The sequence below is a fragment of the Blastomonas sp. RAC04 genome (assembly GCF_001713435.1).
GTDB lineage: Bacteria > Pseudomonadota > Alphaproteobacteria > Sphingomonadales > Sphingomonadaceae > Blastomonas > Blastomonas fulva.
This window is the reverse complement of sequence record NZ_CP016460.1, coordinates 2,397,610-2,422,040: the sequence shown is the minus strand read 5'-3', so window position 1 is coordinate 2,422,040 and position 24,431 is coordinate 2,397,610. Positions and strand designations below refer to the sequence as shown.

Genomic DNA, 24,431 nt, shown 5'->3' with positions numbered 1-24,431 from the left:
GTCTGGCGGGACGGTCCGGTGATGGGCCCCTGCCTTCGCAGGGGACCGTGGGGGACGGCTAGCTCTCTAGCAGCGTCACATCCATCCGCAAACGCTGCTGTGCGTTCGCGGCGAGCGTCATCACCCCGGGCTTTTGCGTGAAATCGCCAGCGAAACCGAGCGGGTCGGCAATCCCGGCCCAAGGTTCGATGCACAGATAGCGCGCACCGGGCTTCTGCCAGATTCCCAGCATCGGCGTATCGGGGAAATCGATGCGCAGGCGCGGCTCGCCGGGGACGCCATATATGAGCGATCGGCTGGCGAGCTGGTCCCAGATCAGCGCATCGGCTTCGAAATCGGAGTGAGTGGGCGCGTAGATGTTGCCCACCACCGGGCTGGGCTGCGTTTCGGGCAAGACCAGACCCGTCGCCAGATCCAGCCGCCGGATGGGCGCGGGCTCGTCGCGTTCGAACACCACGCGGTGATCCTCCGCCGCGCCGCCAAAAGGCAACGGCCAGGCGAAGGCGGGGTGATAGCCGAAGCTGAACGGCATCTCGGTATCGCCCAGATTGCTGACCGTCGCGGTCATCGCCAGCGTCGCGCCTTCGAGCGCAAAGTGCATGTCGAGCCGGAAATCGAACGGATAGTGCGCGCGCGTCGCCTCGCTGGCCTCCAGCCGGAACAGCGCGTTTTGCGCGTCCGCCTCGAGCAGCGCAAACTCCGACCGCCGGGCAAAGCCGTGCTTGGCCATCGCATAGGTCTGCCCGTCCAGCCGGTACCGGTCCCCTGCCAGCGCACCGACGATCGGGAACAGCAAGGGCGCACGTCCCGTCCAGAACGCCGGGTCCGCATCGGTCATCATCTGGCGGCCCTGCGCATCGGCCAGCGACCACAGCTCTGCGCCCAGCGGGGCGATGGTGGCGGTCAGCGTGTCCGAGCGGAGGGAAACCAGATCAGCCACGCAGCTCCGCCCCGAGTTTCGCCGCCGCCTTGACGATCGCGTCGGCAATGGCTTTCAGCTCCTCGTCAGCAAAGCTCTTGTCCACCGGCTGCAGCGTTACCTCGATCGCGAGTGAGAGCTTGCCTTCGGGCACGCCGGCGCCTGCGAAGCTGTCGAACACGCGGGCATCGGTGATGTGCTTCTTGTCCGCGCCCTTGACTGCGCGCACCAGATCACCCGCCGGCACGCCAGCATCGACGAGGAACGCGAAGTCGCGGGTCACGGCCTGCAGCGCGGGGGGCGCATAGGCCTCGCGCATCGCAGAACCACGCGGTTTGAGCGGGATGCCGTCGAGAAACAATTCGGCGACCATCACCGCCCCGTGCACCGGCTTGAAGCCGAAGGCTTTGGCGGTCCCGGGGTGCAGCGTGCCATAGGCGGCGAGCACGTTTTTGGGCCCAAGCCGCAGTGTCGCCGCCTGGCCGGGGTGATAGTGATCGCCCGGCCCTGCGCTATCGGGCGCGAAGTCCATCAGCTTGGCGGCTGGCGCGCCCGCCGCATCGAGCAGCGCGAGCACTTCGGCCTTGACGTCATGAGCGGTGAAGGCCTGCGCCTTGCCGCCACGCCAGTCGCGGCTGATCTTGTCGCCCGCAAGCACAATGCCGAGCGTCGCGCGCTCGATGCTGGTGCCGTCCTCTGCCTTGAAATAGCGCCGTCCGATCTCGAACAGCCGGACAGAACCCGCGCCGCGATCGAGGTTGCGCTTGGCAGCAGACAGCAAGCCGGGCAGCAGCGAGGGCCGCATGACCTTCAAGTCCTCGCTGATCGGGTTGGCGAGCGTCCAGTCGCCGCCGCCGAAGGGAGCTGCTTCCTTTTCCGAAATGAACGACCAGTTGACCGCCTCGTTGAGCCCGCGCGCCGCCGCCAGACGGCGCACGCGCCGCTCCTGCAGCTGCGCGGGGCTGGCGGTGGGCTTGGCGACACCGGGCAGGCGCGGCAGCGGGGTGGAGGGGATCGCATCGATCCCGGTGATCCGCACCACTTCCTCGACGATGTCCGCCTTGCCTGCGACATCGCGCCGCCATGTCGGGACGGTGATGGTCCACGGGGTAGCGCTGCTGTCGATACCGAAGCCCAGGCGCTCGAGGATCGCCTTCTGCTCGTCCGCCGCCACATCGATGCCGCCGAGCGCGGCGCAATAGGCCGGGTCGTAGGATACCGTGCGCGGCTCAGCCGGAGCAGCCCCGGCGCGGGTGATCTCGCTCGCCGTGCCGCCGCACAATTGCGTGACATAGGCGGTGGCAATCGCCAGCCCATCGTCGAGAAACGCAGGGTCCACCCCGCGCTCGAAACGCTGGCGCGCGTCAGAGGTCAGCATCAGCTTCTGCCCGGTGCGCGCGATATGCTCGGGGTCGAAATAGGCGCACTCGATGAGCACGTCGGTCGTGGTCTCGGCGACGCCCGAATGTTCGCCGCCCATGATCCCGCCGATATCGTGGACCTGGGCGTCGTCGGCGATCACGGTCATGCTGGCATCCAGCGTGTAGGTCTTGCCGTTGAGCGCGAGCACCTCTTCGCCGTCCTTCGCCTTGCGCGCGACCAGCCCACCCGAGAGCGTGCCTATGTCATAGACGTGAAGCGGTCGGCCCAGATCGATCATCACATAGTTGGTGATATCGACCAGCGTCGAGATCGGCTTCTGCCCAACGGCCTTCAGCCGCGCCTGCATCCAGTCGGGTGCGACGCCATTGGTGACACCCTTGACGGTGCAGCCGTAGAATGCCGGGCAACCGTCCGCATCCTCGGTGCGCACATCGGGCCCTGCGCCCACGCGCGCCACATCGGCGATAACCAAGGGCTTCAATGTGCCGATCCCCGACGCCGCAAGGTCACGCGCGATGCCGCGCACGCCCATGCAATCCTGCTTGTTGGGCGTCACCGAAACATCGATCACCGGATCGTCGAGTCCGGCGTAATCGGCAAAGCTGGTGCCGACCGGCGCGTCTTCGGGCAGTTCGATGATGCCGTCGTGATCCTCGCCCATTTCGAGCTCGCGGTACGAGCACATCATGCCGAAGCTTTCGACATCGCGGATCTTCGCGGGCTTCAATGTGAAGGCGGGGCCGGGGACATAGGTCCCGGGAGGCCCGAACACCCCGACGAGGCCCTGACGCGCATTGGGCGCGCCGCAGACGACCTGCCAGGGCGTGCCCGACCCGTCATCGACCTTGAGCAGCCGCAACTTGTCCGCATTGGGGTGCGGGCCTGCCTCGATGACGCGCGCGACCTTGAACGGGCGCAGCACGTCGGCGGGGTTCTCCACGCCTTCGAGCTCGAGCCCGATCGCGGTCAGCCGATCGGTGATTTCAGTCAGCGAAGCATCGGTATCGAGATGCTCCTTGAGCCAGGACAATGTGAACTTCATGCGCCGACTCCTCCGCTCAGCGTGGGGACATCGAGCGACGAGAAGCCGTAATGCTTCAGCCACCGCAGATCGCCGTCGAAGAACGCGCGCAGGTCATCCATGCCGTATTTCAGCATCGCCAGCCGGTCGATGCCGCAGCCAAAGGCAAAGCCCTGCCACTCGTCGGGGTCCAGCCCGCAATGCTCGATCACCTTGGGGTTGACCATGCCGCTGCCCAGGATCTCCATCCAGCCGCCATTGGGGCCTGTCGGATCACCACCGATCACCCGCTTGCCCTTTTCGACCGTGAAGCCGACATCGACCTCGGCGGAAGGCTCGGTGAACGGGAAATAGCTCGGGCGCAGCCGCAGCACGATGTCGTCGCGCTCGAAGAACGCCTTCACGAAGGTCTCGAGCGTCCATTTGAGGTGCGCCATGGTGATGTCCTTGTCGATGACGAGGCCTTCGACCTGATGGAACATCGGGGTGTGGGTCGCGTCCGAATCGCTGCGATAGGTGCGGCCCGGCGCGATGATACGGATCGGCGGCTTCTGCGCCATCATCGTGCGGATCTGCACCGGCGAGGTGTGCGTCCGCAGCAGCATCTCTTCGCCCGCAGCGTTGCGGTCGGGGAAGTAGAAGGTGTCGTGCATCGCGCGCGCCGGATGCGTCTCTGGCATGTTGAGCGCGGTGAAATTGTACCAGCCCGACTCGATCTCGGGTCCGGTGGCGACAGCAAAGCCGAGGTCGGCGAAGATCTCGGCAAGCTCGTCCATCACCTGGCTGACCGGGTGCACCGAACCCTGCGGCGTGGCGGCGGCGGGCAGTGTGAGGTCGATGGCTTCGGCGGCAAGGCGGGCGTTGAGCGCTGCGCTCTCAAGAGCGTCCTTGCGTGCGGCGATTGCGGTGGTCACCGCCTCGCGCGCGCCGTTGATCCGCGGGCCCTGTTCCTGCCGCTCCTCGGCGCTCATCGCCCCGAGCGTCTTGAGCAGCCCGGAGATCGCGCCCTGCTTGCCCAAAGCGGCGATGCGGATCTCTTCGAGGCCCGCAAGGTCTGCGCCGGCGATCTGCGCCAGATAGTCCTGCTGCAACTGTTCAACGTCGGCCACGGTGTGATTTTCCCATCTGTCAAATTCCGTGCGCGAGCCGTAGTCACGGGGCCCGCCACAAATCAACCCCTGCCGGTGCGTGGCGTGCTTTTCATGAGGCCGCGCAAGGTGCTATCATCGCGGCGAGGACCGGGCACAGACCCGGCCACGGTTGGGGGACGATCGCCGATGAACCTGATGCTGCTGTTCGCATCGCTGGCTGCAATCCTTGCGGTTGCAGGACTGGTCTGGCTGCTTCAACTGGGCGAGAACCGGATCGGCGACGTTGCCGACGCCGCGCGGATTGCCGAGGAGCAGATCGCGGGGTTCGAATCGGGGCCGGTGCTGATGTCAGGCGATGGCGAGGCAGCGCTGATCGAAGGCACCGACGGGCGCATCGTCCTGCTGAAGCGGCACGGCGCACATTGCGCCGGGCGGGTGCTCGCAAAGCCCTTGCGTGCGCACCGTTGCAGCGGGGGGTGGAAGGTGGAAACCGGCGATCCGCGCTTCGGACATGTTTCACTCAGCCTTTCGAAACAGGATGAAGACAAGCTGCTGACAATGATGTAAGCAGGCGTCCATGGCCGATCTGCCCAACCCGACCGAGCTCGCGATCCCGGCATTCGTGCTGCTGATCCTGATCGAGATATGGTGGGTGCGGCGGCGCGACCGCAGAGCCTATGAGCCGCGCGACACGCTGACATCGCTGGCGCTGGGGCTGGGCAGCACGGTCGCCGGTGCTCTGACCGGCGGGCTTGCGCTGCTGATCGCGTTTCAGGTTTACGAACACCGCATTTTCGACATCGGCTGGGTGTGGTGGGCGTGGCCGGTCGCGTTCGTGCTCGACGATTTCGCCTATTACTGGTCGCACCGGCTGGCTCACCGCGTCCGCTGGATGTGGGCGGCGCATGTCATCCACCATTCGAGCCAGCATTATAACCTTTCGACCGCGCTTCGGCAGACCTGGACCGGATTCTTCACCCCCGGATTGCTGATCGGACTGCCTTTGTTCTGGCTGGGTTTCCATCCTCTGATGGTGGCGTTCTGCGGCGGATTGAACCTCATCTATCAGTTCTGGATCCACACCGAGGCGGTCAAGCGGATGCCGGGCTGGTTCGAGGCGGTGATGAACACGCCCTCGCACCACCGCGTCCACCACGCGATCAACCCGCGCTATCTTGATTCGAACTACGCCGGGGTCTTCATCATCTGGGACAGGATGTTCGGCACCTTCGTGCCCGAGCGCGACGATGAGCCGATCCATTATGGCATCGTCAAGCAACTGGGCAGCTTCAACGTGCTGTGGGCGGCGTTCCATGAATGGATCGCCATCGCCCGCGACATGTGGAGCGCGCCGGGGATTGGCAACAAGCTCAATTATCTGCTGCGCCCGCCGGGCTGGAGTCATGATGGCAGCCGCGAGACCAGCGATACGATCAAATCGGCCTGGGCCGCGCGCCAGCAGCGGCGCAGCGATCCGGGCGAACCCTATCCCGGTGGGAGCCTGACCCCTGCCGAGTGAATGACCTGAATCGAGAGGGCCGACAAAAAAGAGCCCCAAAGGAGAGAGCATGAACGAATTTGACATCATCGTCATCGGTGGCGGGTCCGCCGGGTGCGCGGTTGCCGGACGGCTGAGCGAGGACGCTTCGCTGTCGGTCTGCCTGATCGAGGCTGGCGGTCGCAACAATGGGGTGCGGGTCAAGACCCCCGGGTTCATGCCTTTCCTCCCTGCCAACACCAACTGGAAGTTCGATACCGTCCCCCAGCCGGGCCTCAACGGGCGCACCGGCTATCAGCCGCGCGGGCGCGGGCTGGGCGGATCGTCGGCGATCAACGCGATGGTCTATATCCGCGGCAACGCCTGGGATTACGACAATTGGGAAACGCTGGGTGCAACCGGCTGGAGCCACAAGGATGTGCTGCCCTGGTTCCGCAAGTCCGAAGGCAATTCCCGCGCCGGGTCGTCCAAGGAGTTCGACGCGCATCATGGCGGGGATGGCCCGCTGTCGGTGGTCGACCAGAAATGGGCCAACCCCGGCAGCCACGCCTTTGTCGAGGCGGCGCGTCGGCTGCAGCTTCCGCTCAACTCCGATTTCAACGGGGCCAGGCAGGAAGGCTTCGGCATCTACCAGACCACGCAGAAGGATGGCGAACGCTGGAGCGCCTCGCGCGCTTATGTCGAGCCCGCCCGGGATCGCGCCAATCTGGACGTGCGAACCCACGCGCTGGTTCGCCGGATCATCATCCAGGATGGCCGCGCACGCGGAGTGGAATATGAGCGCGCCGGCAAGGTGGTGCAGGTGTTCGCGCGCGGCGCAGTCGTGCTGTCGGCCGGCGCTTTCGGGTCGCCGCAGATCCTGCAATTGTCGGGGATAGGCCCTGCGGCCATGCTCAGGCAGCACGGTATCCCGGTGCTCGCCGACCGCGCCGAGGTGGGCGCGAACCTGCAGGACCATATCGACTATGTCTCGGGCTTTGCCACCAAGTCGAACGACAGCTTTGGCAGCTCGCTCGCCGGGACGATGCGCATGGCACGCGCGGTGGTGGAACATCGCCGCAAGCGCACCGGCATCCTCACCACCTGCTGGGCCGAAGCCGGTGGCTTCTGGAAGGTGATGCCCGATGCGCCAGCGCCCGATGTGCAGTTCCACTTCGTCCCCGCAGTGCTCGAGGACCATGGCCGCGAGAATGTGAAGGGCCACGGCTTTTCGTGCCACGCCTGCGTGCTGCGCCCCGAGAGCAAGGGCACGGTGACGCTGAACAGCGCCGACCCCGCAGCCCCGCCGCGGATCGATCCCAATTTCCTCGCCGACGACCGCGACATGGCGGTACTGCGCGCAGGCGTTCGCTTCATGCACCGCATCTTCGAAACCCCGCCGATGTCGGATTACAACCCGGTCGATCGCCATCCGGTGGATCTGTATAACGACGCGGCGCTCGACACCCTGATCCGCAACCGCGCCGACACCGTCTATCACCCGGTCGGCACTTGCCGCATGGGTTCGGACGAGGCCAGCGTGGTCGATCCCAGGCTCAAGCTGCGCGGGGTCGAGGGGTTGTATGTCGCCGATGCCAGCATCATGCCCAAGATCGTCAGCGGCAACACCAACGCGCCCAGCATCATGATCGGCGAACGCTGCGCTGCGTTTGTCGCGGAGGATCTGAAGGTGGGGGCAATGGTGGCTGCGTAAGGCGATCAGATCCTCCCCCAGCTCGCTGGGGGAGGATTTAAAGAAGACTTCGCCCTTCCACCTGAACACCCTCTCGGCTAGTTGAACCGGGATGAGCCAACCTCCCTCCGACAGCGCCCCCACGCCGATGATGGCGCAATATCATGCGCTCAAGGCCGAGGCGCCCGATTGCCTGTTGTTCTATCGGATGGGCGATTTCTTCGAGCTTTTCTTCGATGATGCCAAGGCGGCGGCGGCAACGCTCGATATCGCGCTGACTTCGCGCGGGGCGCACGGCGGGGATCCGGTGCCGATGTGCGGTGTGCCCGTGCACAGCGCCGAGGGATACCTCGCACGGCTGATCAAGGCTGGCCACCGCGTCGCGATTGCCGAACAGACCGAAACGCCCGCCGAGGCCAAGGCACGTGCCGGATCGAAGGCTTTGGTCGCGCGCGCGATCGTCCGCTTCGTCACCGCTGGCACGCTGACCGAGGAATCCTTGCTCGATTCGCGCAGCGAAAACCGGCTGGTCGCATTGGCCAGCGCCGAGGGCGGCTATGGCCTGGCGATGTGCGATATCTCGACCGGCAGGTTCGAGCTGATGCAGGCGAGCGCCGACGATCTGTCCGCGGAGATCGCGCGGCTTTCCGCAAGCGAACTCATCCAGTCCGACCGCACCGACCCGTTCACCGATGATGCCATCCTGCGGCCCTCGGGCGCATTCAGCAGCATCGAAGGCGAACGGCGGCTCAAGGCACATTTCGGCGTCGCAACGCTCGATGGCTTCGGCAGCTTCAGCCGCGCGGAGCTCGCAGCAGCGGGCGGTCTGATGGCCTATCTCGAGCATGTCTCTCGCGGAAACATGCCGTTCCTTGCTCCGCCGCGGCGGCACGAGGTTGCGCAGCATATGGCGGTTGACGCGGCAACGCGCGAAAGCCTCGAGATTCTCACCAGCCAGCAGGGCGGGCGCGCAGGGTCGCTGGTGCATGCGATCGACCGCACCGTTACCGGCGCAGGCGCACGGCTGCTCGCCAGCGATCTGGGCGCGCCGCTCACCGATATCGCCGCGATCCGCGACCGGCTGGCGCTGGTGCAATGGTTTCACGAGGATTCGCTGCGCCGCGACGGCGTGCGCGATGCGTTGAAGGCGATTCCCGATCTGGCGCGCGCGCTGGGCCGGGTGGTGGCGGGACGCGGCTCCCCCCGCGATCTGGGCCAATTGCGCGATGGCCTGAGCGCCGCGCGGACGCTGCGCGAACGGCTGGCGCGCGGCGATGACCTGCCGCCGTTGCTCAAGGCACTGCTACCCGACATGCAGGGCCATGGCGCGCTGGTCGAGCATCTGCAGCGCGCTTTGGTCGAGAGCCCGCCGACCGAGCGCGGCCAGGGCGGCTATGTCGCACGCGGCTATGACGCGGCGCTCGATGCGCTGCGCGACACCTCGGGCAACGCTCGCCGCGCGATTGCCGCGCTCGAGGCGGACTACAAGGCGGCGACCGGCGTGCAGGCGCTCAAGATCCGCCACAACGCGGTGCTCGGCTATTTCATCGAGGTTCCCGCCGCGCGCGCGGATGCGCTGATGAAGCCCGACAGCGGCTTTGCCCACCGCCAGACGATGGCGGGCGCGGTGCGGTTCAATTCCCCCGCGCTGCACGACGAGGCGATGCGCATCGCGCAGGCGGGCGGTCATGCGCTGGCGGCAGAGGAAGCGCATTTCGAAGCGCTGTGCGAGGAGGTGGTCACATCCCGCGACGCGATTGCCCGCACCGCAGCCGCGCTTGCGCGGATCGATGTCGCAGCCGGCCACGCCGCGATGGCCGCAGAAGGCGATTATGCCTGCCCTGAACTGACGCAGGAACCGTGCATCGCGATCCAAGCCGGACGCCATCCTGTGGTCGAGGCGGCGTTGCGCAAGCAGGGCCAGGCGTTCGTCGCCAATGATTGCGCGCTGTCCGAGCGCGACCGGCTGTGGCTGGTCTCGGGACCGAACATGGGCGGCAAGTCGACCTTCCTGCGCCAAACCGCGCTGATCGTGCTGCTCGCGCAGGCAGGCGCGTTCGTTCCTGCGCGCTCGGCGCGGGTCGGTATCGTCGACCGACTGTTCAGCCGGGTGGGCGCATCGGACAATCTGGCGCGGGGGCGCTCCACCTTCATGGTCGAGATGGTCGAGACCGCCGCCATCCTCTCCCAGGCGACCGAACGCTCGTTCGTCATCCTCGACGAGGTCGGGCGCGGCACCTCGACTTACGATGGCCTCGCGCTCGCCTGGGCGATTGCCGAAGCGGTGCATGACACCAACCGCTGCCGCTGCCTGTTCGCGACGCACTATCACGAGCTCACCCGGCTGACCGACCGGCTCGACGCGCTGTCGCTGCACCATGTCCGCGCACGCGAGTGGAAGGGCGATCTGGTGCTGCTGCACGAGCTGGCCGATGGCCCTGCCGATCGCAGCTATGGCCTCGCCGTCGCCAAGCTGGCAGGCGTGCCACCGGTGGTAGTCGCGCGCGCAAAATCGGTGCTGGCCAAGCTTGAGGCCGGGCGTCAGGCGACCGGGGGGCTGGCCGCGGGGCTCGACGATCTGCCGCTGTTTGCCGCTGCTCTCGCCAAGGAGCCCGAACCGGTCGATGCGCTGCGCGAGGCGCTGGCGGGGATCGATGTCGACAATCTCAGCCCGCGCGATGCGCTGGAGGCGCTGTACCGGCTCAAGGGATTGCTTGGGTCATAAAGGCTGGCGCAGCCGCCGCGAAATTGGCCGTTCTCACCATTTGTAAAACCGGTTATTCTGCAACGGGTTGAGGGCACACGCGCGATGGCGATCTTGCAGACATGGATGATGGTGGCTGCGCTGGGCGGTGCGGGAGAGGTTGCGCCCTCCGTCCCGCAGGTGATCGCGCTGTGCGAGGCCGCAGCGCCTGCCGCCGGTGCTGCCCTTGCGTTGCCAGAGCAGACCGACCGGGCCCGAACGCTGATGCGCGGCGGCGCGGATGGCGCGGATGCGGCGCTCGCGCTGCTGCTCGGCGTTGCGGCGGATCCTTCAGCGCAGACCGCCCCCGACACCCGGCAGATCGCGGAATACTGCCTCGTCGCGGGCGAGGCGATGCGCCGCGCGCGCTCGGGCAGCCAGTCGCGCGCGCAGGATTTTCTGCGCACCGCGATGATGCTGGCGGACCGGGCCGGCGACGCTCCGCTCGCCGCGCGCGCCGCGTGGGAGGCAGCGCTGGCCCAGGCCGGTGGCGCGCCGCCCAGCCAGCCGGGCGTGCGCAAGCGCGGCGGCGCAATCCGGCGCGCGGGCGAGACACGGGCCGTGGCTGGATGCGGTGATCCTGCAGCAATTGGCGAGGCAGGCGGCCGCAGGCTGGAGGCCGCGTTTGCCTGTGCGCTCAACCGCGCCGTGCTGGCAGGCGATGCGCGGCTGACGGCGCTCTCCGCGCTGCGGCTGGCGCGGCTGGAAAAGGCGCGCAAGGCCGATGTTGCCGCGCATCTGGCGACGGGCCTCGGCTCGGCCGCCGGTATCGCGGACACATCCGAACGCGCTGCGCTGCTCCGCTCTCTGCTGATGCTGGCGTGCGATGCGGGGCTGTGCAACACCGATATGGTTCGTGATGGCGTACAATCATACGCCTATCTGGTACAGACAGGATCGGGTGATGCAGCCACGCTTGCCGCGCTGCAGGGGCGGATCGCGCTAGCGCACGGCGAGGGTGCGGCAGCCCGTGCGGCGCTACGCAAGGCGGTGTTTATCGAAAGCCAGCAGCCGCTGCCCCAGCATCTGCCGCAATACACGCTCACCCTCGCCGATGCCGAGCCCGAACGCGCAGGCGAGCATGTGCTCGCCGCGTATCGGGCCCTAGAGCGAGTGCGCACGGTGCTGATACCGGTCGATCCGCTGAGCGAGGAAAGCCGGTTCGACCTGGTGGTGCGCCCGGTGTTCGAGCGCGCGATCGCCACCACGCTCGCATTCGCGGGGGATGACGCAAACACGCTGGGGCAGGCGCAGCGGATCGCAGAGGCCTATCGCTCGGCCGAACTGCAGAACAGCCTGGGTGCCGAATGCGTGCCGCTGCGCAATCCGGTGACACCCGCCGATCTGCTGCCGGGCGAGATATTGCTCTATCCGCTGCTGCTCGAAGACCGGGTCGAGCTTATCTACGCCACCGGCGGTCAGAGCACGGGGGCGGGCGAGCGCGGCTATCGCCGGATGCCGCCCGATCGCAGCATCAACCGCGCCCAGATCACCGCGCTCGCGCAGCGGATGACGGCATCGCTGAGCGGCGAGAGCAGCGACTGGGAGGCGGCATCGCGCGCGCTTTATGCGGCGCTGATCGCTCCGATCGCAGACCAGTTGCAGCCTGGCGGCACGCTGGTGATCGTTCCCGATGGGGCGCTGCGCCAGATCAGCTTTGCCGCGCTGATGGATGCGAACGGCACCTTCCTGATGGAGCGGGTGCAGCTTGCCGTGGTTCCCGCGCTCAGCTTTGCCGCGCCCGGCAGGCGCGATGTCGGCCCGTCGATCATCGCAGCCTCGCTGGAAAAGGAGATGGAGCTTGCCGTCGGGCGGTTCAGCAGGCTGGAGGGCACCGCGGCGGAGGCGGCGATGGCGGCGGGCAGCGACGGCGTGCTGCTCACCGATTTCAACCGCGCATCGCTCGCAGGCGCGCTGGCGCGGCGTCCAGCGAGCGTGCTGCATCTGGCCACGCATGCCGCGTTCAACGGCCGCACCGAACGCTCGTTCATCGTCGCCAATGGCGAGGCGATCACGCTGCCGGATCTGCGCGCAATGCTGAGCGCCAACCAGCTGCGCGGCGAAGCGCTGCAGCTGCTGGTGCTCAGCGCATGCGAGACCGCTGTGGGAGATGACGACCAGGCGATGGGGCTGGCAGGCGCAGCGGTCGAGGCGGGCGCGTCGAGCGCGCTGGCATCGCTGTGGGAGGTCGATGATGCGGGGACTGCGGCGCTGATGGAGGCGTTCTACACGCATTATCGCGCGGGCGTCGGCCGCGCCCGTGCGCTGCAGATGGCGCAGGTCGATCTGGCGCGGGGGCTGGACGGGCAATGGGCCGATCCCGGCATCTGGAGCGCGTTCACTTTGGTGGGGAGCTGGCGATGAGACGCTGGCTGATCACTAGTACGGCGCTGGCGCTCGCGGCGGGCGCGATGCCCGTGGCGGCGCAGGACGCGTTGACCACGCAGACCGCGATCGCCCCCGATACGCTGCCCTCGCTCAGCACCGGCACGACCGCCACCACCGACGGGGCGACCACGACCATCGGCGGCGGGGTGCGGGCGGGCGACAACCTGTTCCACAGCTTTGCGCGCTTCAGCCTTGGCCCGGGCGACATCGCGCGCTGGACCGCGAGCGATTCAGCTACCATCCGCAATGTCATCAACCGCGTCACCGGCGGCGAGCGCTCCTTCATCGCGGGGACTATCGACGCGAGCGCGTTTGCGGGGGCGGACTTTTACTTCATCAACCCGGCGGGCATCGTCTTCGGCGATGGCGCGTTCGTCGATGTCGGCGGCACTGCGCATTTTTCGACCGCGCACCAGCTCGGTTTTGCAGACGGTACCGTGCTGGTATCAGGCACCGCATCGGGCTCGACCTTCAGCATGGCAGACCCTGCGCGCTTCGGTTTTCTGGGCGGAAACAACCAGCCGATCGCTTTCCTCGCCACCGGCGAACTGGGCGACGGGCTGGCGCGGGGGGTGGCGGCAAGCCGCCTGACGCTGAGCGCCAGCGACATCACATTTGCCAGCGCAAGCCTTGCCGCTAGCACGCTGGCGCTGCGCGCGGTGGGGCAGGGGCGGGGCAATGTCGGGATATCCGTAGCGCCCGACCAGGGCCTGCGCGGCGGACGCATCGATCTCGACGACAGCAGCATCTTCATCGACACCGGCGGCCATGTCGCGCTGGCCGCGGGCAGCCTGCGGCTCGACACGTTCAGCGAGATCGGCGTGATCACCAGCGCCAGCGGACGGCCCGCGATCGACGTGCGCGCCGACCTGGTTGATCTTGTCAGCGGTGAACTTCGCGCCAGCGGCGTGGCGGGGCTGGCCGAACGCGCCGGCGACATCCGGGTTCGCGCCAGCGATCTGATCGTGCGCCGCCAAGGCGCGATCCGAACCGAATCGATGTTGGCAGGCGGCGGGGGCACAATCCTGCTCGACGGCGATGTGGTGCATATCGATGGCGGCAGCGTCACCGCGACCGGCCTGTCCGCACCCGGCCAGTCGGTGGGGGATATCGTGGTCCGGTCGCGGCTGCTGAAGATCACCGAAATCGGCCTGCTGTCGACCACGCTGTTCCAGGCGACCGGCGACACCATGCCCACCGGCACGACGGGGAACATCGTGATAGACGCCGGCCGGATCGAGATCGACAGCACAGGGTTGATCCTCGCGCAGAGCCAGTCGAGCACCGCATCGGGGCCGGGCAGCATCACCATCCGCGCCGACAGCATGGCGATCGGTCTGGGGCTGGTTTCCACCGGCACCGCCAGCTCCACCGCCGCCGGATCGATCGACATCACGGTACGCGGCCTGCTCGAGTTAACCGGTTTCGGCGGCATCCAATCGGTCAGCCAGGGGCTGGGGGATGCAGGAGCGATCACCATCCGGGCCGGGGCGATCCGGATGATCGACGAGATGGGTGGGCCATCGATCTCCTCACAGACCGAGTTGCCGCGCGCGCAGGAATTCACCCGGCTGAACGACTATACCGGCTCTGCGGGCCGCATATCGATCAAGACGGACTCCCTCGAGATGATGGGTCGCAGCATAATCACGACCTCCAGCGCGAGCCTGGGCAATGCCGGAGACATCGCCATCACGGCCGGCAGGATATCGATGTCGGGCGAGGCGGAGATCACCTCTTCGGCCCAGGTGCTGCAGGTTCCGCCATCGCGCGAGGAATTCGAGGCCGATCCCGACCTCGATCCGGTGCTGAGGATCGTGCCGGGTCCGGGCAGGGCGGGGACCATCACGCTCGCCGTCGCCGACACGCTGACCATGGCGGGCGGCACCATCTCCACCGCCACCGAGGGCTTTGGCGACGCGGGAGCCGTCACCGTTGCCGCCGATCGCATCCTGCTCGGCGCCGGGAGCCGGATCAGCTCGGATGCGGGCGGCCTTGCGCCCGGCCAGGCGGGCACCGTGGTGCTCATCGCGAGGCAGATCGCGCTGGCGAACGGGGCGGAGGTCACCACCGGTTCGGCCAATGGCACCACCGCCGGCGGCGTCGCGCTGGTGGCGGAAGACAGCATCACCATCACAGGTATGGGCAGCCGGGTGGCGAGCACCAACAGCGCAGCCGGCGGCGGCGCAGCGGGCAACATCATGGTTTCCGCGCCGCGTATCACTCTGGGGCCGGGCGGGCTGATCACCACCAGCTCGCTGGCTGGCGCGGCGGGGCGGATCGACCTGCAGCTTCCCGACACCGGCATCCTGCGGCTCGCGGGTGGGGCGACCCCGGCGGGAATCGCGACGTCGTCGGGCCCCGGCACCGGCGGGCAGATCACGATCAGCCGCCCCTATGCGCTGATCGCGGATGGCGGGCGGATCGAGGCTTTGGGGCAGCAGCGCGGCGCGAACGTCCAGCTCGCAACCGATTTCTTCATCCGCTCGGCCGACAACAGCAACCTGTTGCTGGTCGATGGCGATCTGGTGGTCGACAGCCAGGTCGGCAATGTCAGCAGCGGTATCGACACGCCGGACATCAGCTTCGGCGATGCGGCAGGCGTGCTTGCGGGCCAGTGTCGCGCGGCGCGCAGCAGCGGATCGGTCAGCCGCCTTGCGATCGATGCCGTCGGCCCGCTGGCGCTGGAGGGTGCCGAGCCTTCCGCCGACGGAGGATGCCGTTGACCCTCGCGCTGGCGCTCGCGCTGCAGGCCGCGCAGCCTGTCGCACCGCCTTGCGATCCCGCAGCGGCAGCATCGGCCGCCGATGCAGGGATCGTCACCTTCTGCGCGGTCGAGGTGCATGCCGAGCCCGGCGCCATCGCCATTGCGACCACCGACAGCGATGGGCTCGACTTTGGCGGCTTTCAGGTCCGCTATCGCAAGGGCGATCGGCTTGACGGGCAATGGGTGCGCGAGCAGGTGATCGCCAACGGGCTGATCCAAACCCCGGCGCCGCTTGACCGAATCGCCGCCGCCGTCCAGCAGATCAGCCTGGCCTATGTCCGCAACGGTTTTGTCAATTCGGGCGTGCTGATCGACCCTGCGACCGATCCGACCGGTGCATCGCCGCTGGTGCTGCGGCTGGTGGCGGGGCGGTTGGGTGAGGCGGGCGTGGCCGTGGAGTGGCAGGACGGACGCCGGCGCGGACTGAGCGCGCGCTATGTGCTGGCGCGTATGCCCTCGGCGCGCGCCTGGCCGCTCAATGGCCTCGCCATCGAGCGCGATTTCCGCACGCTTGCCGCCGATGATGCGATCGCCACGGTGAAGGCCGATCTGCAGCCCGGCACCCGGCCCGGCGAGGCTCGATTGGCGCTGCTGGTCGATCCCGCCCCGCGCTTTGCGGTGCAGGCGAGCATCGCCAACAGCCGCTCGCCCGCGGTGGGGGGTCTGCGCTTCGGCACCGGGCTGGCGGTACGCAACGCGCTGATGCCCGGCGACCGGATCGCGTTCGATGCCGGGCTCACCGCCGGACGCCCCGATGTGCTGGCGGACTATTCCGCACCGTTCGTCCACCCTGCGCTCACGCTCGACGTGCGCGGCGGGTACAACCGCGCCGCGGTGGTCGATGCGCCGCTTCGCAACCTCAACATCCGCGCGCGCGACTGGTTCGTCGAAGGCGGCTTCGGGCTCACCGTGTGGCAGCGTCCGCTGTCGCCCGCCTCGATCGATGGCGGCGCGGAAACCAGCGCGCAGTCGCTGGTGCTGCGCGCAGGGCTGATCCACCGCGAGACCCGCACCTTCCTGCTCGGCCAGCCCTTTTCGTTCAGCCCCGGATCGGTGCGCGGTCTTGCGGAATACACCGCGCTGCGGCTGGGCGCGGAATGGACCCGGCGCAGCTCGGGCACCGTGTGGATCGCGCAGGCCCGCTTCACCCGGGGGATCGAGGGCAGCCGATCGGACGTCGTCGGCATCGTTGCTCCATCGCCAAGGTTTCGCAGCTGGTCGGGCCAGATCAGCCACGCCCGCCGTCTGGGCCGCAGCGGGTTCGAGCTGCGCGCGCGGCTCGCCGGGCAATATGGCGAAGGTGCGCTCTATGCCGGCGAGCGCTTCGTCGCTGGCGGCAGCCAGAGCGTGCGCGGTTATCGCGAGAGCCTGCTGCTCGCCGACCGGGGGTTAACCGGATCGGTGGAGCTGGCGAGGCCACTGATGCTGGGCTCGGGCGCGAGGGGTCCGCTGGGGCTGCGCTGGGGCAGCTTCACGCCCTCGATCTTTGCCGATGGCGCGCTGGCGCGCAATTCCGATGCCGCATTCCAGCCGGTTCCGCGCGAGCTCGCCAGCATCGGCGCCGCGCTCGCCTGGACCCCGGCGCCCTCGCTGACCGCGCGCGTAATCTATGGCCATGCGCTGATCGATGCGCCGGTCACTGGCAGCCGCGACATCCAGGACGATGGCCTGTCCTTTGCGCTCGCCTGGAACCTTGAGTTTTAGGGACCGGCGGCTTGACCTTGGCCTGCGGACCATTACCAGAGCGAGCCATGAAATTCTTTTCCGACAATGCCGCTGCGGTCCACCCGCAGGTGATGGACGCGATCATCGCTGCCAACCAGCTCGATTCGCCTTATGATGGCGACGCGCTCAGCCAGGCGCTCGACGACCGGTTCAGCCAGGTCTTCGGCACCCGCGTGCGCGCGCTCTGGGTTGCCACCGGCACCGCGGCCAACGCGCTCGCGCTGTCGGCGCTCTGCCCGCCGCACAAGGGCGTGATCTGCCACAAGATGGCGCATATCGAGCAGGACGAATGCGGCGCGCCCGGCTTCTTCATGCACGGTGCCAAGCTGATCCTGGCCGATGGCGAGGGAGCGAAGCTCGCGTCCGAAGACATTGCGCGGGTGCTGGGCAACATCCGCGACGACGTCCATCAGGTCCAGCCCGCCTGCGTCTCGATCACCAACGCCAGCGAATATGGCCTCGTCTACACGCCCAAGCAGGTCTCCGCGATCGGCGATCTTTGCAAGGCCAAGGGCCTCAAGCTGCACATGGACGGCGCGCGTTTTGCCAATGCGGTGGCCAGCACCGGCGCGCACCCTGCGGACATCACCTGGCGCGCAGGCGTCGACATGCTGAGCTTCGGCTGCGTCAAGAACGGCGGCATGAACGCCGAAGCGATCATCGTGTTCGAGCCGACACTGGCGCGCGAGCTGCCTTATTTGCGCAAGCGCGCAGGGCAGTTGCAGTCCAAGGGGCGGTTCCTCGCCGCGCAGCTGCTGGCGATGCTCGAGGACGATCTGTGGCTCGCAAACGCGGCTGCCGCCAATGCCGGCGCGCAGGCGATCGCGCAGGCCGCCGGCGACCGGCTGCTCTATCCGGTCGAGGCCAACGAGGTGTTCGTCCGGCTCACCGCTGGCGAGGCCGCGTCGCTGCGCACGCAGGGGTTTGAATTCTACGATTGGGGCGAGATGACCGAGGAGGGCGGCGAGGCCCGCTTCGTCACCGCCTGGGATCAGGACGCCGCTACCGTCGCGCCGCTCGCCGCCGCCATCGCTGCCCTGTAATGGCGAGCCCTGCCGCCGCCGCGCCCGAGATACGCGAAGAACCCTCGATGCTGTCGGCGAGGGTGCTGGTGCCGTTCCTGCTGGTGTCGCTGATCTGGGGATCGACCTGGCTGGTGATCAAGGACCAGATTTCCAGCGTTCCGCCGACCTGGTCGGTCAGCTACCGCTTCGGGGTAGCTGCGATCGGCATGTTCGCGCTCGCCTGGTGGCGCGGCGCGCCGCTCAAGCTCGACCGGCAGGGGCAGCTGATCGCGCTGGCGCTGGGGCTGTTCCAGTTCTCGGCCAATTTCAACTTCGTCTACCGATCCGAGATGTATATCACCTCAGGGCTGCTCGCGGTGCTGTTTGCGATGCTGATGGTGCCCAACGCGATTTTGTCGCGGGTGTTCCTGGGGCAGCGGATCGCGGGCGGATTCGTGCTCGGCACCGCGGTGGCGCTGGCGGGGATCGCGCTGCTGTTCGTGCAGGAATATCGCGCGATGCCCGCGGACCTTGGCGATGTCATGAAGGGGCTGGGCCTGGCGCTGTGCGCGATCCTGTCGGCCTCGATCGCCAATGTCATGCAATCGGCCGAGCGGGTGCGGCGCATGCCGATCCTCTCGCTGCTCGCCTGGGCGATGCTCTGGGGCGCGCTGGGCAATGCGGTGCTGGGCTGGGCGCTGTACGGCCCGCCTGTGATCGAGACCCGCACCGCGTATCTGGGCGGGATCGTCTATCTGGGGCTGCTGGGCTCGGTGGTGACCTTCCCGATGTATTTCGCGTTGATCCGCGACATCGGCCCGGCCCGCGCCGCGTATAGCAGCGTGCTCGTCCCGGTGGTGGCGATGATCCTCTCCACCCTGTTCGAAGGCTATGTCTGGAGCGCGCTGGCCGCTGGCGGTGCGGTGCTGGGCATGATCGGCCTGGTCATTGCTATGCGCGCGCGCAGCCCCAGGACGCCACGGCTGACCGGGTAGATCCGCGCGCGACATTGCCGTTGCCGAAAAGACCAGCGGCGCGGATGGGCGGGCCCACCCGTCGGCCCGCAGCTGTTTCGGCGGATCCTTGGTTGTCAGATCGATCGCCCGGCCTATCTTCTTGATGGACTGCCTTACAGGAGAACCCGACGATGAAAGACCACCAGACTGCCATGGCCTGCCCGCTCGACGGCACCACGCTGGTCATGAGCGAACGTTCGGGTATCGAGATCGACTATTGCCCGACCTGCCGCGGTGTATGGCTTGATCGTGGCGAGCTCGACAAGATCATCGAACGCAGTGCTCAGATTGCCCCTGTTGCCCCGCAACCAGCCCGCGCCGACCCTTATGCCCAACGCCAGCATCCCGGCAGCCACCACGGCAGCTCGCCTTATCCTGATCGTAAGCGCAAGAAATCGTTCTTCGAGGAATTGTTCGACTGAGGCGAACAGACGTAAAGTTGCCCGTCGCGCGGTTATCCCGATCGACGTGACCATCTGTTCCAGAGGATCGGAAAGATGGTGGGCGCGGCAGGGATTGAACCTGCGACCCCACCCGTGTGAAGGGTGTGCTCTACCACTGAGCTACGCGCCCGCCTGCGGCTCTGCCGGTTGCGGCGGCCAGTGCGGAGCGCCCCATTGCCAGAAGCGATGTCGATTGGCAAGGGGGCGAAGAGATCACGAAATCGCGCGCAGTGCGGTCACATTGGTAGCATCGGATGACGCTGCCTGATGGACGGCAAGCCCCTCGAACAATGTGTCGATGACAATCCGCAAATTGTCCGGGGTTGCGATGCGGATCATGTCCATCATCACCGTCGGGTTGCAGAACGGCTGGACCATCAGGTTGGTCAGCGACACGACATGGTCGAGATCGTAGCCCGGGAAATAGCCTTCGGCCATCGCTTCGCCCAGGATCATTGCCATATAATGGTCGGCCAGGTCGACATAGCCGCGGATGACCTCCCAGTGCTCTTCGCCCAGATCCATGTTCGCCTTGAACAGCGCCGGGTCTGCTTCAAACCGCGCGCGCTTGACCGCGACGCGGCGGGCAAAGAACTGGAACAGCTTTTCGCGCGGCGGCAGGTCCGATGCCACGACCTCTTCCATGATCTGGTTGAGCTCCTCGAACCAGCGCCCGGCGATCGCTTCGAAGAACGCCTCCTTCGAGAGGAAATAGCGATAGAAGCTGGATTGCGACATCCCGCAGGCCGCGGCGACCTCGCTCAGCGACAGGTTGATCGCGCCGCGCGCGCGAACCATTTCCTCGGCCGCATCCATGAGCTGGGCGCGGATGGCATCATGGTCATTGAGGGGGCGAGACATGGAATCAGCCTGACTGACTTATGGGGATAAGGCGGTTATACGATAAAATTCCAAGATTATCAAATGTTGCTTTATGCCGCGAAAGGGTCAGGCAAGCGCCGCGCGTTGCCATTGCGGCAGGTCGAGCGCGGCAAGATCCTCGGTCCGGCGGTGCTCGACCGACAGTCCCAGGTCCTCGTGCGCGATCTTCTGGCGCTTGGGGTCGGCCGCTGCGATCGGCAGCACGACGATCCGGCGGTTGACCTTCTGACGCCAGTTCATCCGCGCGGTGTTTTCCTGTCCGACATAGCAACCCTTGTCGAAGCTCACCCCGTTGAGTTCCACCGCATTGGTCTCCAGCCACAGGATATCGCCCAGCTCGCCTGCGCCTTCGGCAACGCCGAGCGCCAGCCGGTGCGCGCGCCAGCGTTCGTCCGCGCCTGTGTCACCCGACTCCGGGGCGAGCCAGCGCCAGCCCAGCGCGGCAAGCCTGGGGTCGGGGCTGGCGCCCTCGACCGGCTCGGGCGACCAGTGGACGCACAAGGTTTCTTCCCGGGCGATAGAAATCCTGCGACGCAGGCGATAGAGAGTGAGCCGTTTTGCAAGGTCACCTGCCGCATCGCGCGCACAATCGATCAGCACATCTGCCCCGTCATCCCACAGCAGAAAGTCGAACAGAGTCTTGCCCTGGGCGCTCAAAAGCGCGCCATATTGCGGGTTTCCGGGCAACACCCGCCGCATGTCCTGCGTCACCAGCCCCTGCAGAAAGCCGCGCACGTCTTCGGCCGGGTCGGTGGGGGAGAGGCGGACGAGCGCGCGCTGGGTCAATGTGCTATGGCTGGACATAGACAACTACATGCGTATCAACCGCAACTAATCAAGCGGAGACGGACATGACGGGAAGCTTCGACCTTATCATCAAGAACGGCACGGTGTACCTGCCGGGTGGCCCGGTGGCGGCGGATATCGGCGTCATCGGTGGCAAGATCGCCGCGATCGGGGCGTTCGCTGCCGATGCCGGCGAGGTCATCGACTGCACCGGCCTGCACGTTCTGCCCGGGGTGATCGACAGCCAGGTCCATTTCCGCGAGCCGGGGCTGGAGCACAAGGAAGACCTCGAATCGGGCAGCCGCGCCGCCGTCATGGGCGGGGTCACGGCGGTGTTCGAGATGCCCAATACCAAGCCCAACACCGATACCGCCGAACGGGTTGCCGACAAGCTGGCGCGCGCGCACCACCGGATGTGGTGCGACCATGCGTTCTATGTCGGTGCAACCAGCGCCAACGCACCGATGCTCGCCGAGCTGGAGCGGATCCCCGGCACGGCGGGGGTCAAGATTTTCATGGGTGCCTCGACCGGCGATCTGCTGGTGGCGGACGATGGCGCGCTTGCGCGCGTGCTCGCGAGCGGCAAGCGCCGCGTCGCGATCCATGCCGAAGACGAGTTCCGGATGAACGAGCGCGCCGGTTACCGCGTCACCGGCGACCCTTCGTCGCACCCGGTTTGGCGCGACGACGAAAGCGCGATGCTGGCGACAAAGCGCATCCTGAAGCTGGCGCGCGCGGCGAAGCGGCGGATCCATATCCTGCACATCACCACCCCGGCGGAGCTCGAACTGATCGCGCAGCACAAGGACATCGCCACCTGCGAGCTGACCCCGCAGCATCTGACGCTTGCGGGGGAAGAGGCCTATCCCCGGCTTGGCACCTATGCGCAGATGAACCCGCCGATCCGCAGCGGCGCGCACCGCGACGGGCTGTGGAACTGGCTGGCGCAGGGCGTTCCCGATGTCATCGGATCGGACCACGCTCCGCACACCATCGAGGAAAAGGCCAAGACCTATCCCGACACACCCAGCGGCATGCCCGGGGTGCAGACGCTGCTGCCGCTGCTGCTCGATCACATGCACCATGGGCGGCTGTCGATGCAGCGGCTGATCGATCTGACGTCTGCGGGCGCGCAGCGGATCTTCGGGCTGGTCGGCAAGGGACGGATCGCGGCGGGTTATGATGCCGATTTCACCATCGTCGATCTCAAGAAAAAGTGGACGGTGACCGAGGACTGGCTGCAATCGCGCTGCGGCTGGAGCCCGTTCACCGGCATGGAGCTCACCGGCAAGCCGATCGGAACGGTCATCCGTGGCAACCGGGTGATGTGGGAAGACACGCTGGCCGACAGCGCAATCGGCGAGCCGGTGCGGTTCGAGGCGACCGAGTTCTGATATCGCCGCCGGTCACCCTCACCCTTCCGGCGCTTCGCGCCTCCCTCCCTCTCCCACCGGGAGAGGGAAGGGTGAGGGTGACCAGCAGGCCTACTCCACCCCGGTGCTCAGCCCGAGCTCTGGAATCCCCACCGATCGCCGCCCGCCGAAATCGGCGCGCACGACGATGACGCCCTGCTTTTCCATGTAATCGATCAGCCGCCGGATGCGCCCCGGCGAGCTGGTGCCATAGGCGCGGCCCAGGGCGGCATCGTCGGGGCAGGGGTGGCCTTCCATCGCGGCGCGGGCGATCAGCAGGAAGGGGGCGTACATGTCCTGCGGAAGCCGCGCGGCGGCATCGATCGCGGGTGCCCAGGCGGGGTCGGCAGGATCGAATACGCCGCCACGTGCCAGCGCCAGCCGATGGCGGAAGCCTTCCAGATCGAGCGGCGCGCGCATCAGCCGCTGCATCCGGCAGCGGACCGAGAAATCCTGATAGAGCAGCGCATCGGGCTGGGTGGAGGCGCTGGCCTCGGCGAGCATATCGCGCAGGACCGCCACGATCACCGCCTCGCTGTCGATCGCGTCGGCGGCGTCCTCGGCCTCCTGGCGCGCGGTGAAGATCGCAGGCTGGGTGGTCGGCTCGGGTTCGGCGATCGCGCGGATCAGCTCGTCGGCCGCGATCGGCCGCGGGCGGGCCGGGCGGGCGGGGGGCAGGGCGTCGGCCTCCATCTCGGCGAACAGCATCGTGCGCATATCCTGCGGCTCGGCCTCGGGCATCGGCAGCAGCGTGTGGGTGCCGGTGCGCGACACGGTCTGAGTCGCACCGATGCGGATCGCCACCGGACGGCGCGAGATCGCAGGACCCAGCCCCAGGAAGCAGCCGCGCTGCAGGTCGCGGATGCGCTCGGCCTGGCGGCGCTCCATGCCAAGCAGATCGGCGGCGCGCGCCATGTCGATGTCGAGAAAGGTGCGCCCCATCAGGAAGTTGCTGGCCTCGGCGGCGACGTTCTTGGCGAGCTTGGCGAGACGCTGGGTGGCGATGGCGCCGGCGAGGCCGCGCTTGCGGCCGCGGCACATGAGGTTGGTCATCGCGCTGAGGCTGGCGCGGCGGACCGGATCGGGGACATCGCCCGCGACCGAAGGCGCGAACATCTGCGCTTCGTCGACCACCACCAGCGCCGGGTACCAGTGCTCGCGGGGGGCATCGAACAATGCGTTCAGGAACGCGGCGGCGCAGGTCATTTGCGCTTCGAGCTCGAGCTGTTCGAGGTTGAGGATCACCGAGGCGCGGTGTTCGCGGATTCGCGCGCCGATCCGCGCAATCTCGCGCTCGTTATAGTCGCCCGCATCGATCACGACATGGCTGTAGGCGTCGGCCAGGGTGACGAAATCGCCCTCGGGATCGATGATCACCTGCTGGACCAGCCCTGCGCTTTCCTCGAGCAGCCGGCGCAGCAGATGCGATTTGCCCGAGCCCGAATTGCCCTGCACCAGCAGCCGTGTCGCCAGCAGCTCTTCCATGTCGATGCAGACAGGCTGTCCTGTCTCATCCCGGCCAATGTCGATCGATGCGCCCACGCCTGCGGCCCTATCGCCATGCCCGGCGAGTTGCAACTGCACCGGCAAGCTGGCTGGGGATAGCCGGGCCGCCTTGCGGCTTTGGCGCGCTGCCCGGAACGACAAAGCCCCGCCGGTGAGGGCGGGGCTTTGCGTGAAA

Annotated in this window: 17 protein-coding genes and 1 tRNA gene; 11 read left to right on the top strand and 7 right to left on the bottom strand. The window is 67.3% G+C overall.

Annotated features, from left to right (window positions below; translation table 11 throughout):
- Nucleotides 1–58 precede the first annotated feature (58 nt).
- From BSY18_RS12255 to pheS, 3 genes are read right to left on the bottom strand one after another with little or no spacing between them, the layout of a single operon-like run.
- A complete protein-coding gene (locus tag BSY18_RS12255) occupies nt 59–940 on the bottom strand; it encodes an aldose 1-epimerase family protein (RefSeq protein ID WP_069050780.1) in 882 nt (293 codons plus the stop codon).
- Complete coding sequence (pheT, locus tag BSY18_RS12250) at nt 933–3,344, bottom strand: phenylalanine--tRNA ligase subunit beta (protein ID WP_069050779.1); 2,412 nt, start codon at nt 3,342–3,344, stop codon at nt 933–935. Before pheT ends, BSY18_RS12255 begins: the two co-directional genes overlap by 8 nt.
- Complete coding sequence (gene pheS, locus BSY18_RS12245; protein WP_069050778.1) at nt 3,341–4,432, bottom strand: phenylalanine--tRNA ligase subunit alpha; 1,092 nt, start codon at nt 4,430–4,432, stop codon at nt 3,341–3,343. Before pheS ends, pheT begins: the two co-directional genes overlap by 4 nt.
- A gap of 168 nt (nt 4,433–4,600) precedes the next feature.
- Here pheS and BSY18_RS12240 point away from each other — a divergent pair, with 168 nt between their 5' ends.
- The 10 genes from BSY18_RS12240 to BSY18_RS12195 all read left to right on the top strand — a co-directional run bounded on the left by BSY18_RS12240 (nt 4,601) and on the right by BSY18_RS12195 (nt 19,649).
- Nucleotides 4,601–4,981, top strand: a complete 381-nt coding sequence (locus BSY18_RS12240; protein WP_054133935.1) for a hypothetical protein — start codon at nt 4,601–4,603, stop codon at nt 4,979–4,981.
- Nucleotides 4,982–4,991: 10 nt separating this feature from the next.
- Entirely contained in the window at nt 4,992–5,933 is a 942-nt protein-coding gene (locus BSY18_RS12235) for a sterol desaturase family protein (protein WP_069050777.1), read from the top strand.
- A gap of 49 nt (nt 5,934–5,982) precedes the next feature.
- Nucleotides 5,983–7,605, top strand: a complete 1,623-nt coding sequence (locus BSY18_RS12230) for a GMC family oxidoreductase (protein ID WP_069050776.1) — start codon at nt 5,983–5,985, stop codon at nt 7,603–7,605.
- 91 nt (nt 7,606–7,696) lie between these two features.
- Nucleotides 7,697–10,309, top strand: a complete 2,613-nt coding sequence (mutS, locus tag BSY18_RS12225; RefSeq protein WP_054133938.1) for a DNA mismatch repair protein MutS — start codon at nt 7,697–7,699, stop codon at nt 10,307–10,309.
- Nucleotides 10,310–10,393: 84 nt separating this feature from the next.
- The gene (locus tag BSY18_RS12220; protein ID WP_069050775.1) at nt 10,394–12,691 is read left to right on the top strand and encodes a CHAT domain-containing protein; all 2,298 of its coding nucleotides are present in this window, start codon (nt 10,394–10,396) and stop codon (nt 12,689–12,691) included.
- On the top strand, nt 12,688–15,441 hold the full coding sequence (locus BSY18_RS12215) for a two-partner secretion domain-containing protein (protein WP_069050774.1): 2,754 nt from the start codon (nt 12,688–12,690) through the stop codon (nt 15,439–15,441). The genes BSY18_RS12220 and BSY18_RS12215 overlap by 4 nt, the downstream gene beginning before the upstream one ends.
- Nucleotides 15,438–17,186, top strand: coding sequence for a ShlB/FhaC/HecB family hemolysin secretion/activation protein (locus BSY18_RS12210; RefSeq protein ID WP_150126271.1), 1,749 nt, complete (start codon nt 15,438–15,440; stop codon nt 17,184–17,186). The genes BSY18_RS12215 and BSY18_RS12210 overlap by 4 nt, the downstream gene beginning before the upstream one ends.
- A gap of 47 nt (nt 17,187–17,233) precedes the next feature.
- Nucleotides 17,234–18,250 carry a threonine aldolase family protein gene (locus tag BSY18_RS12205; RefSeq protein ID WP_069050772.1) on the top strand — a complete coding sequence of 339 codons (1,017 nt, stop codon included), beginning with the start codon at nt 17,234–17,236 and terminating at the stop codon, nt 18,248–18,250.
- A complete protein-coding gene (locus tag BSY18_RS12200; RefSeq protein WP_082382151.1) occupies nt 18,250–19,206 on the top strand; it encodes a DMT family transporter in 957 nt (318 codons plus the stop codon). Before BSY18_RS12205 ends, BSY18_RS12200 begins: the two co-directional genes overlap by 1 nt.
- A 152-nt stretch (nt 19,207–19,358) precedes the next feature.
- A complete protein-coding gene (locus BSY18_RS12195; RefSeq protein WP_211337868.1) occupies nt 19,359–19,649 on the top strand; it encodes a TFIIB-type zinc ribbon-containing protein in 291 nt (96 codons plus the stop codon).
- Between the two features lie 76 nt (nt 19,650–19,725).
- Here the strand turns inward: BSY18_RS12195 and BSY18_RS12190 are convergent.
- The 3 genes from BSY18_RS12190 to ygfZ all read right to left on the bottom strand — a co-directional run bounded on the left by BSY18_RS12190 (nt 19,726) and on the right by ygfZ (nt 21,356).
- A tRNA-Val gene (locus BSY18_RS12190) sits at nt 19,726–19,800 on the bottom strand.
- A gap of 83 nt (nt 19,801–19,883) precedes the next feature.
- The gene (locus tag BSY18_RS12185) at nt 19,884–20,531 is read right to left on the bottom strand and encodes a TetR/AcrR family transcriptional regulator (RefSeq protein ID WP_083231446.1); all 648 of its coding nucleotides are present in this window, start codon (nt 20,529–20,531) and stop codon (nt 19,884–19,886) included.
- Nucleotides 20,532–20,618: 87 nt separating this feature from the next.
- Nucleotides 20,619–21,356, bottom strand: coding sequence for a CAF17-like 4Fe-4S cluster assembly/insertion protein YgfZ (gene ygfZ, locus BSY18_RS12180; protein ID WP_069050770.1), 738 nt, complete (start codon nt 21,354–21,356; stop codon nt 20,619–20,621).
- 47 nt (nt 21,357–21,403) lie between these two features.
- Here ygfZ and BSY18_RS12175 point away from each other — a divergent pair, with 47 nt between their 5' ends.
- A complete protein-coding gene (locus BSY18_RS12175; RefSeq protein WP_069050769.1) occupies nt 21,404–22,732 on the top strand; it encodes a dihydroorotase in 1,329 nt (442 codons plus the stop codon).
- 90 nt (nt 22,733–22,822) lie between these two features.
- Here the strand turns inward: BSY18_RS12175 and BSY18_RS12170 are convergent, their stop codons facing one another.
- Nucleotides 22,823–24,292: an ATP-binding protein gene (locus tag BSY18_RS12170; RefSeq protein WP_069050768.1), complete on the bottom strand. Its 1,470-nt coding sequence runs from the start codon at nt 24,290–24,292 to the stop codon at nt 22,823–22,825.
- Nucleotides 24,293–24,431: the final 139 nt, after the last annotated feature.

Bases quoted from the DNA above. Each gene is read 5' to 3' on its own strand.
- BSY18_RS12185 (WP_083231446.1), bottom strand. From the start codon at position 20,531: ATGTCTCGCCCCCTCAATGACCATGATGCCATCCGCGCCCAGCTCATG.
- mutS (WP_054133938.1), top strand. From the start codon at position 7,697: ATGAGCCAACCTCCCTCCGACAGCGCCCCCACGCCGATGATGGCGCAA.
- BSY18_RS12195 (WP_211337868.1), top strand. From the start codon at position 19,359: ATGAAAGACCACCAGACTGCCATGGCCTGCCCGCTCGACGGCACCACG.
- BSY18_RS12235 (WP_069050777.1), top strand. From the start codon at position 4,992: ATGGCCGATCTGCCCAACCCGACCGAGCTCGCGATCCCGGCATTCGTG.
- BSY18_RS12215 (WP_069050774.1), top strand. From the start codon at position 12,688: ATGAGACGCTGGCTGATCACTAGTACGGCGCTGGCGCTCGCGGCGGGC.
- BSY18_RS12200 (WP_082382151.1), top strand. From the start codon at position 18,250: ATGGCGAGCCCTGCCGCCGCCGCGCCCGAGATACGCGAAGAACCCTCG.
- pheT (WP_069050779.1), bottom strand. From the start codon at position 3,344: ATGAAGTTCACATTGTCCTGGCTCAAGGAGCATCTCGATACCGATGCT.
- BSY18_RS12175 (WP_069050769.1), top strand. From the start codon at position 21,404: ATGACGGGAAGCTTCGACCTTATCATCAAGAACGGCACGGTGTACCTG.
- ygfZ (WP_069050770.1), bottom strand. From the start codon at position 21,356: ATGTCCAGCCATAGCACATTGACCCAGCGCGCGCTCGTCCGCCTCTCC.
- BSY18_RS12220 (WP_069050775.1), top strand. From the start codon at position 10,394: ATGGCGATCTTGCAGACATGGATGATGGTGGCTGCGCTGGGCGGTGCG.
- BSY18_RS12205 (WP_069050772.1), top strand. From the start codon at position 17,234: ATGAAATTCTTTTCCGACAATGCCGCTGCGGTCCACCCGCAGGTGATG.
- BSY18_RS12240 (WP_054133935.1), top strand. From the start codon at position 4,601: ATGAACCTGATGCTGCTGTTCGCATCGCTGGCTGCAATCCTTGCGGTT.
- BSY18_RS12230 (WP_069050776.1), top strand. From the start codon at position 5,983: ATGAACGAATTTGACATCATCGTCATCGGTGGCGGGTCCGCCGGGTGC.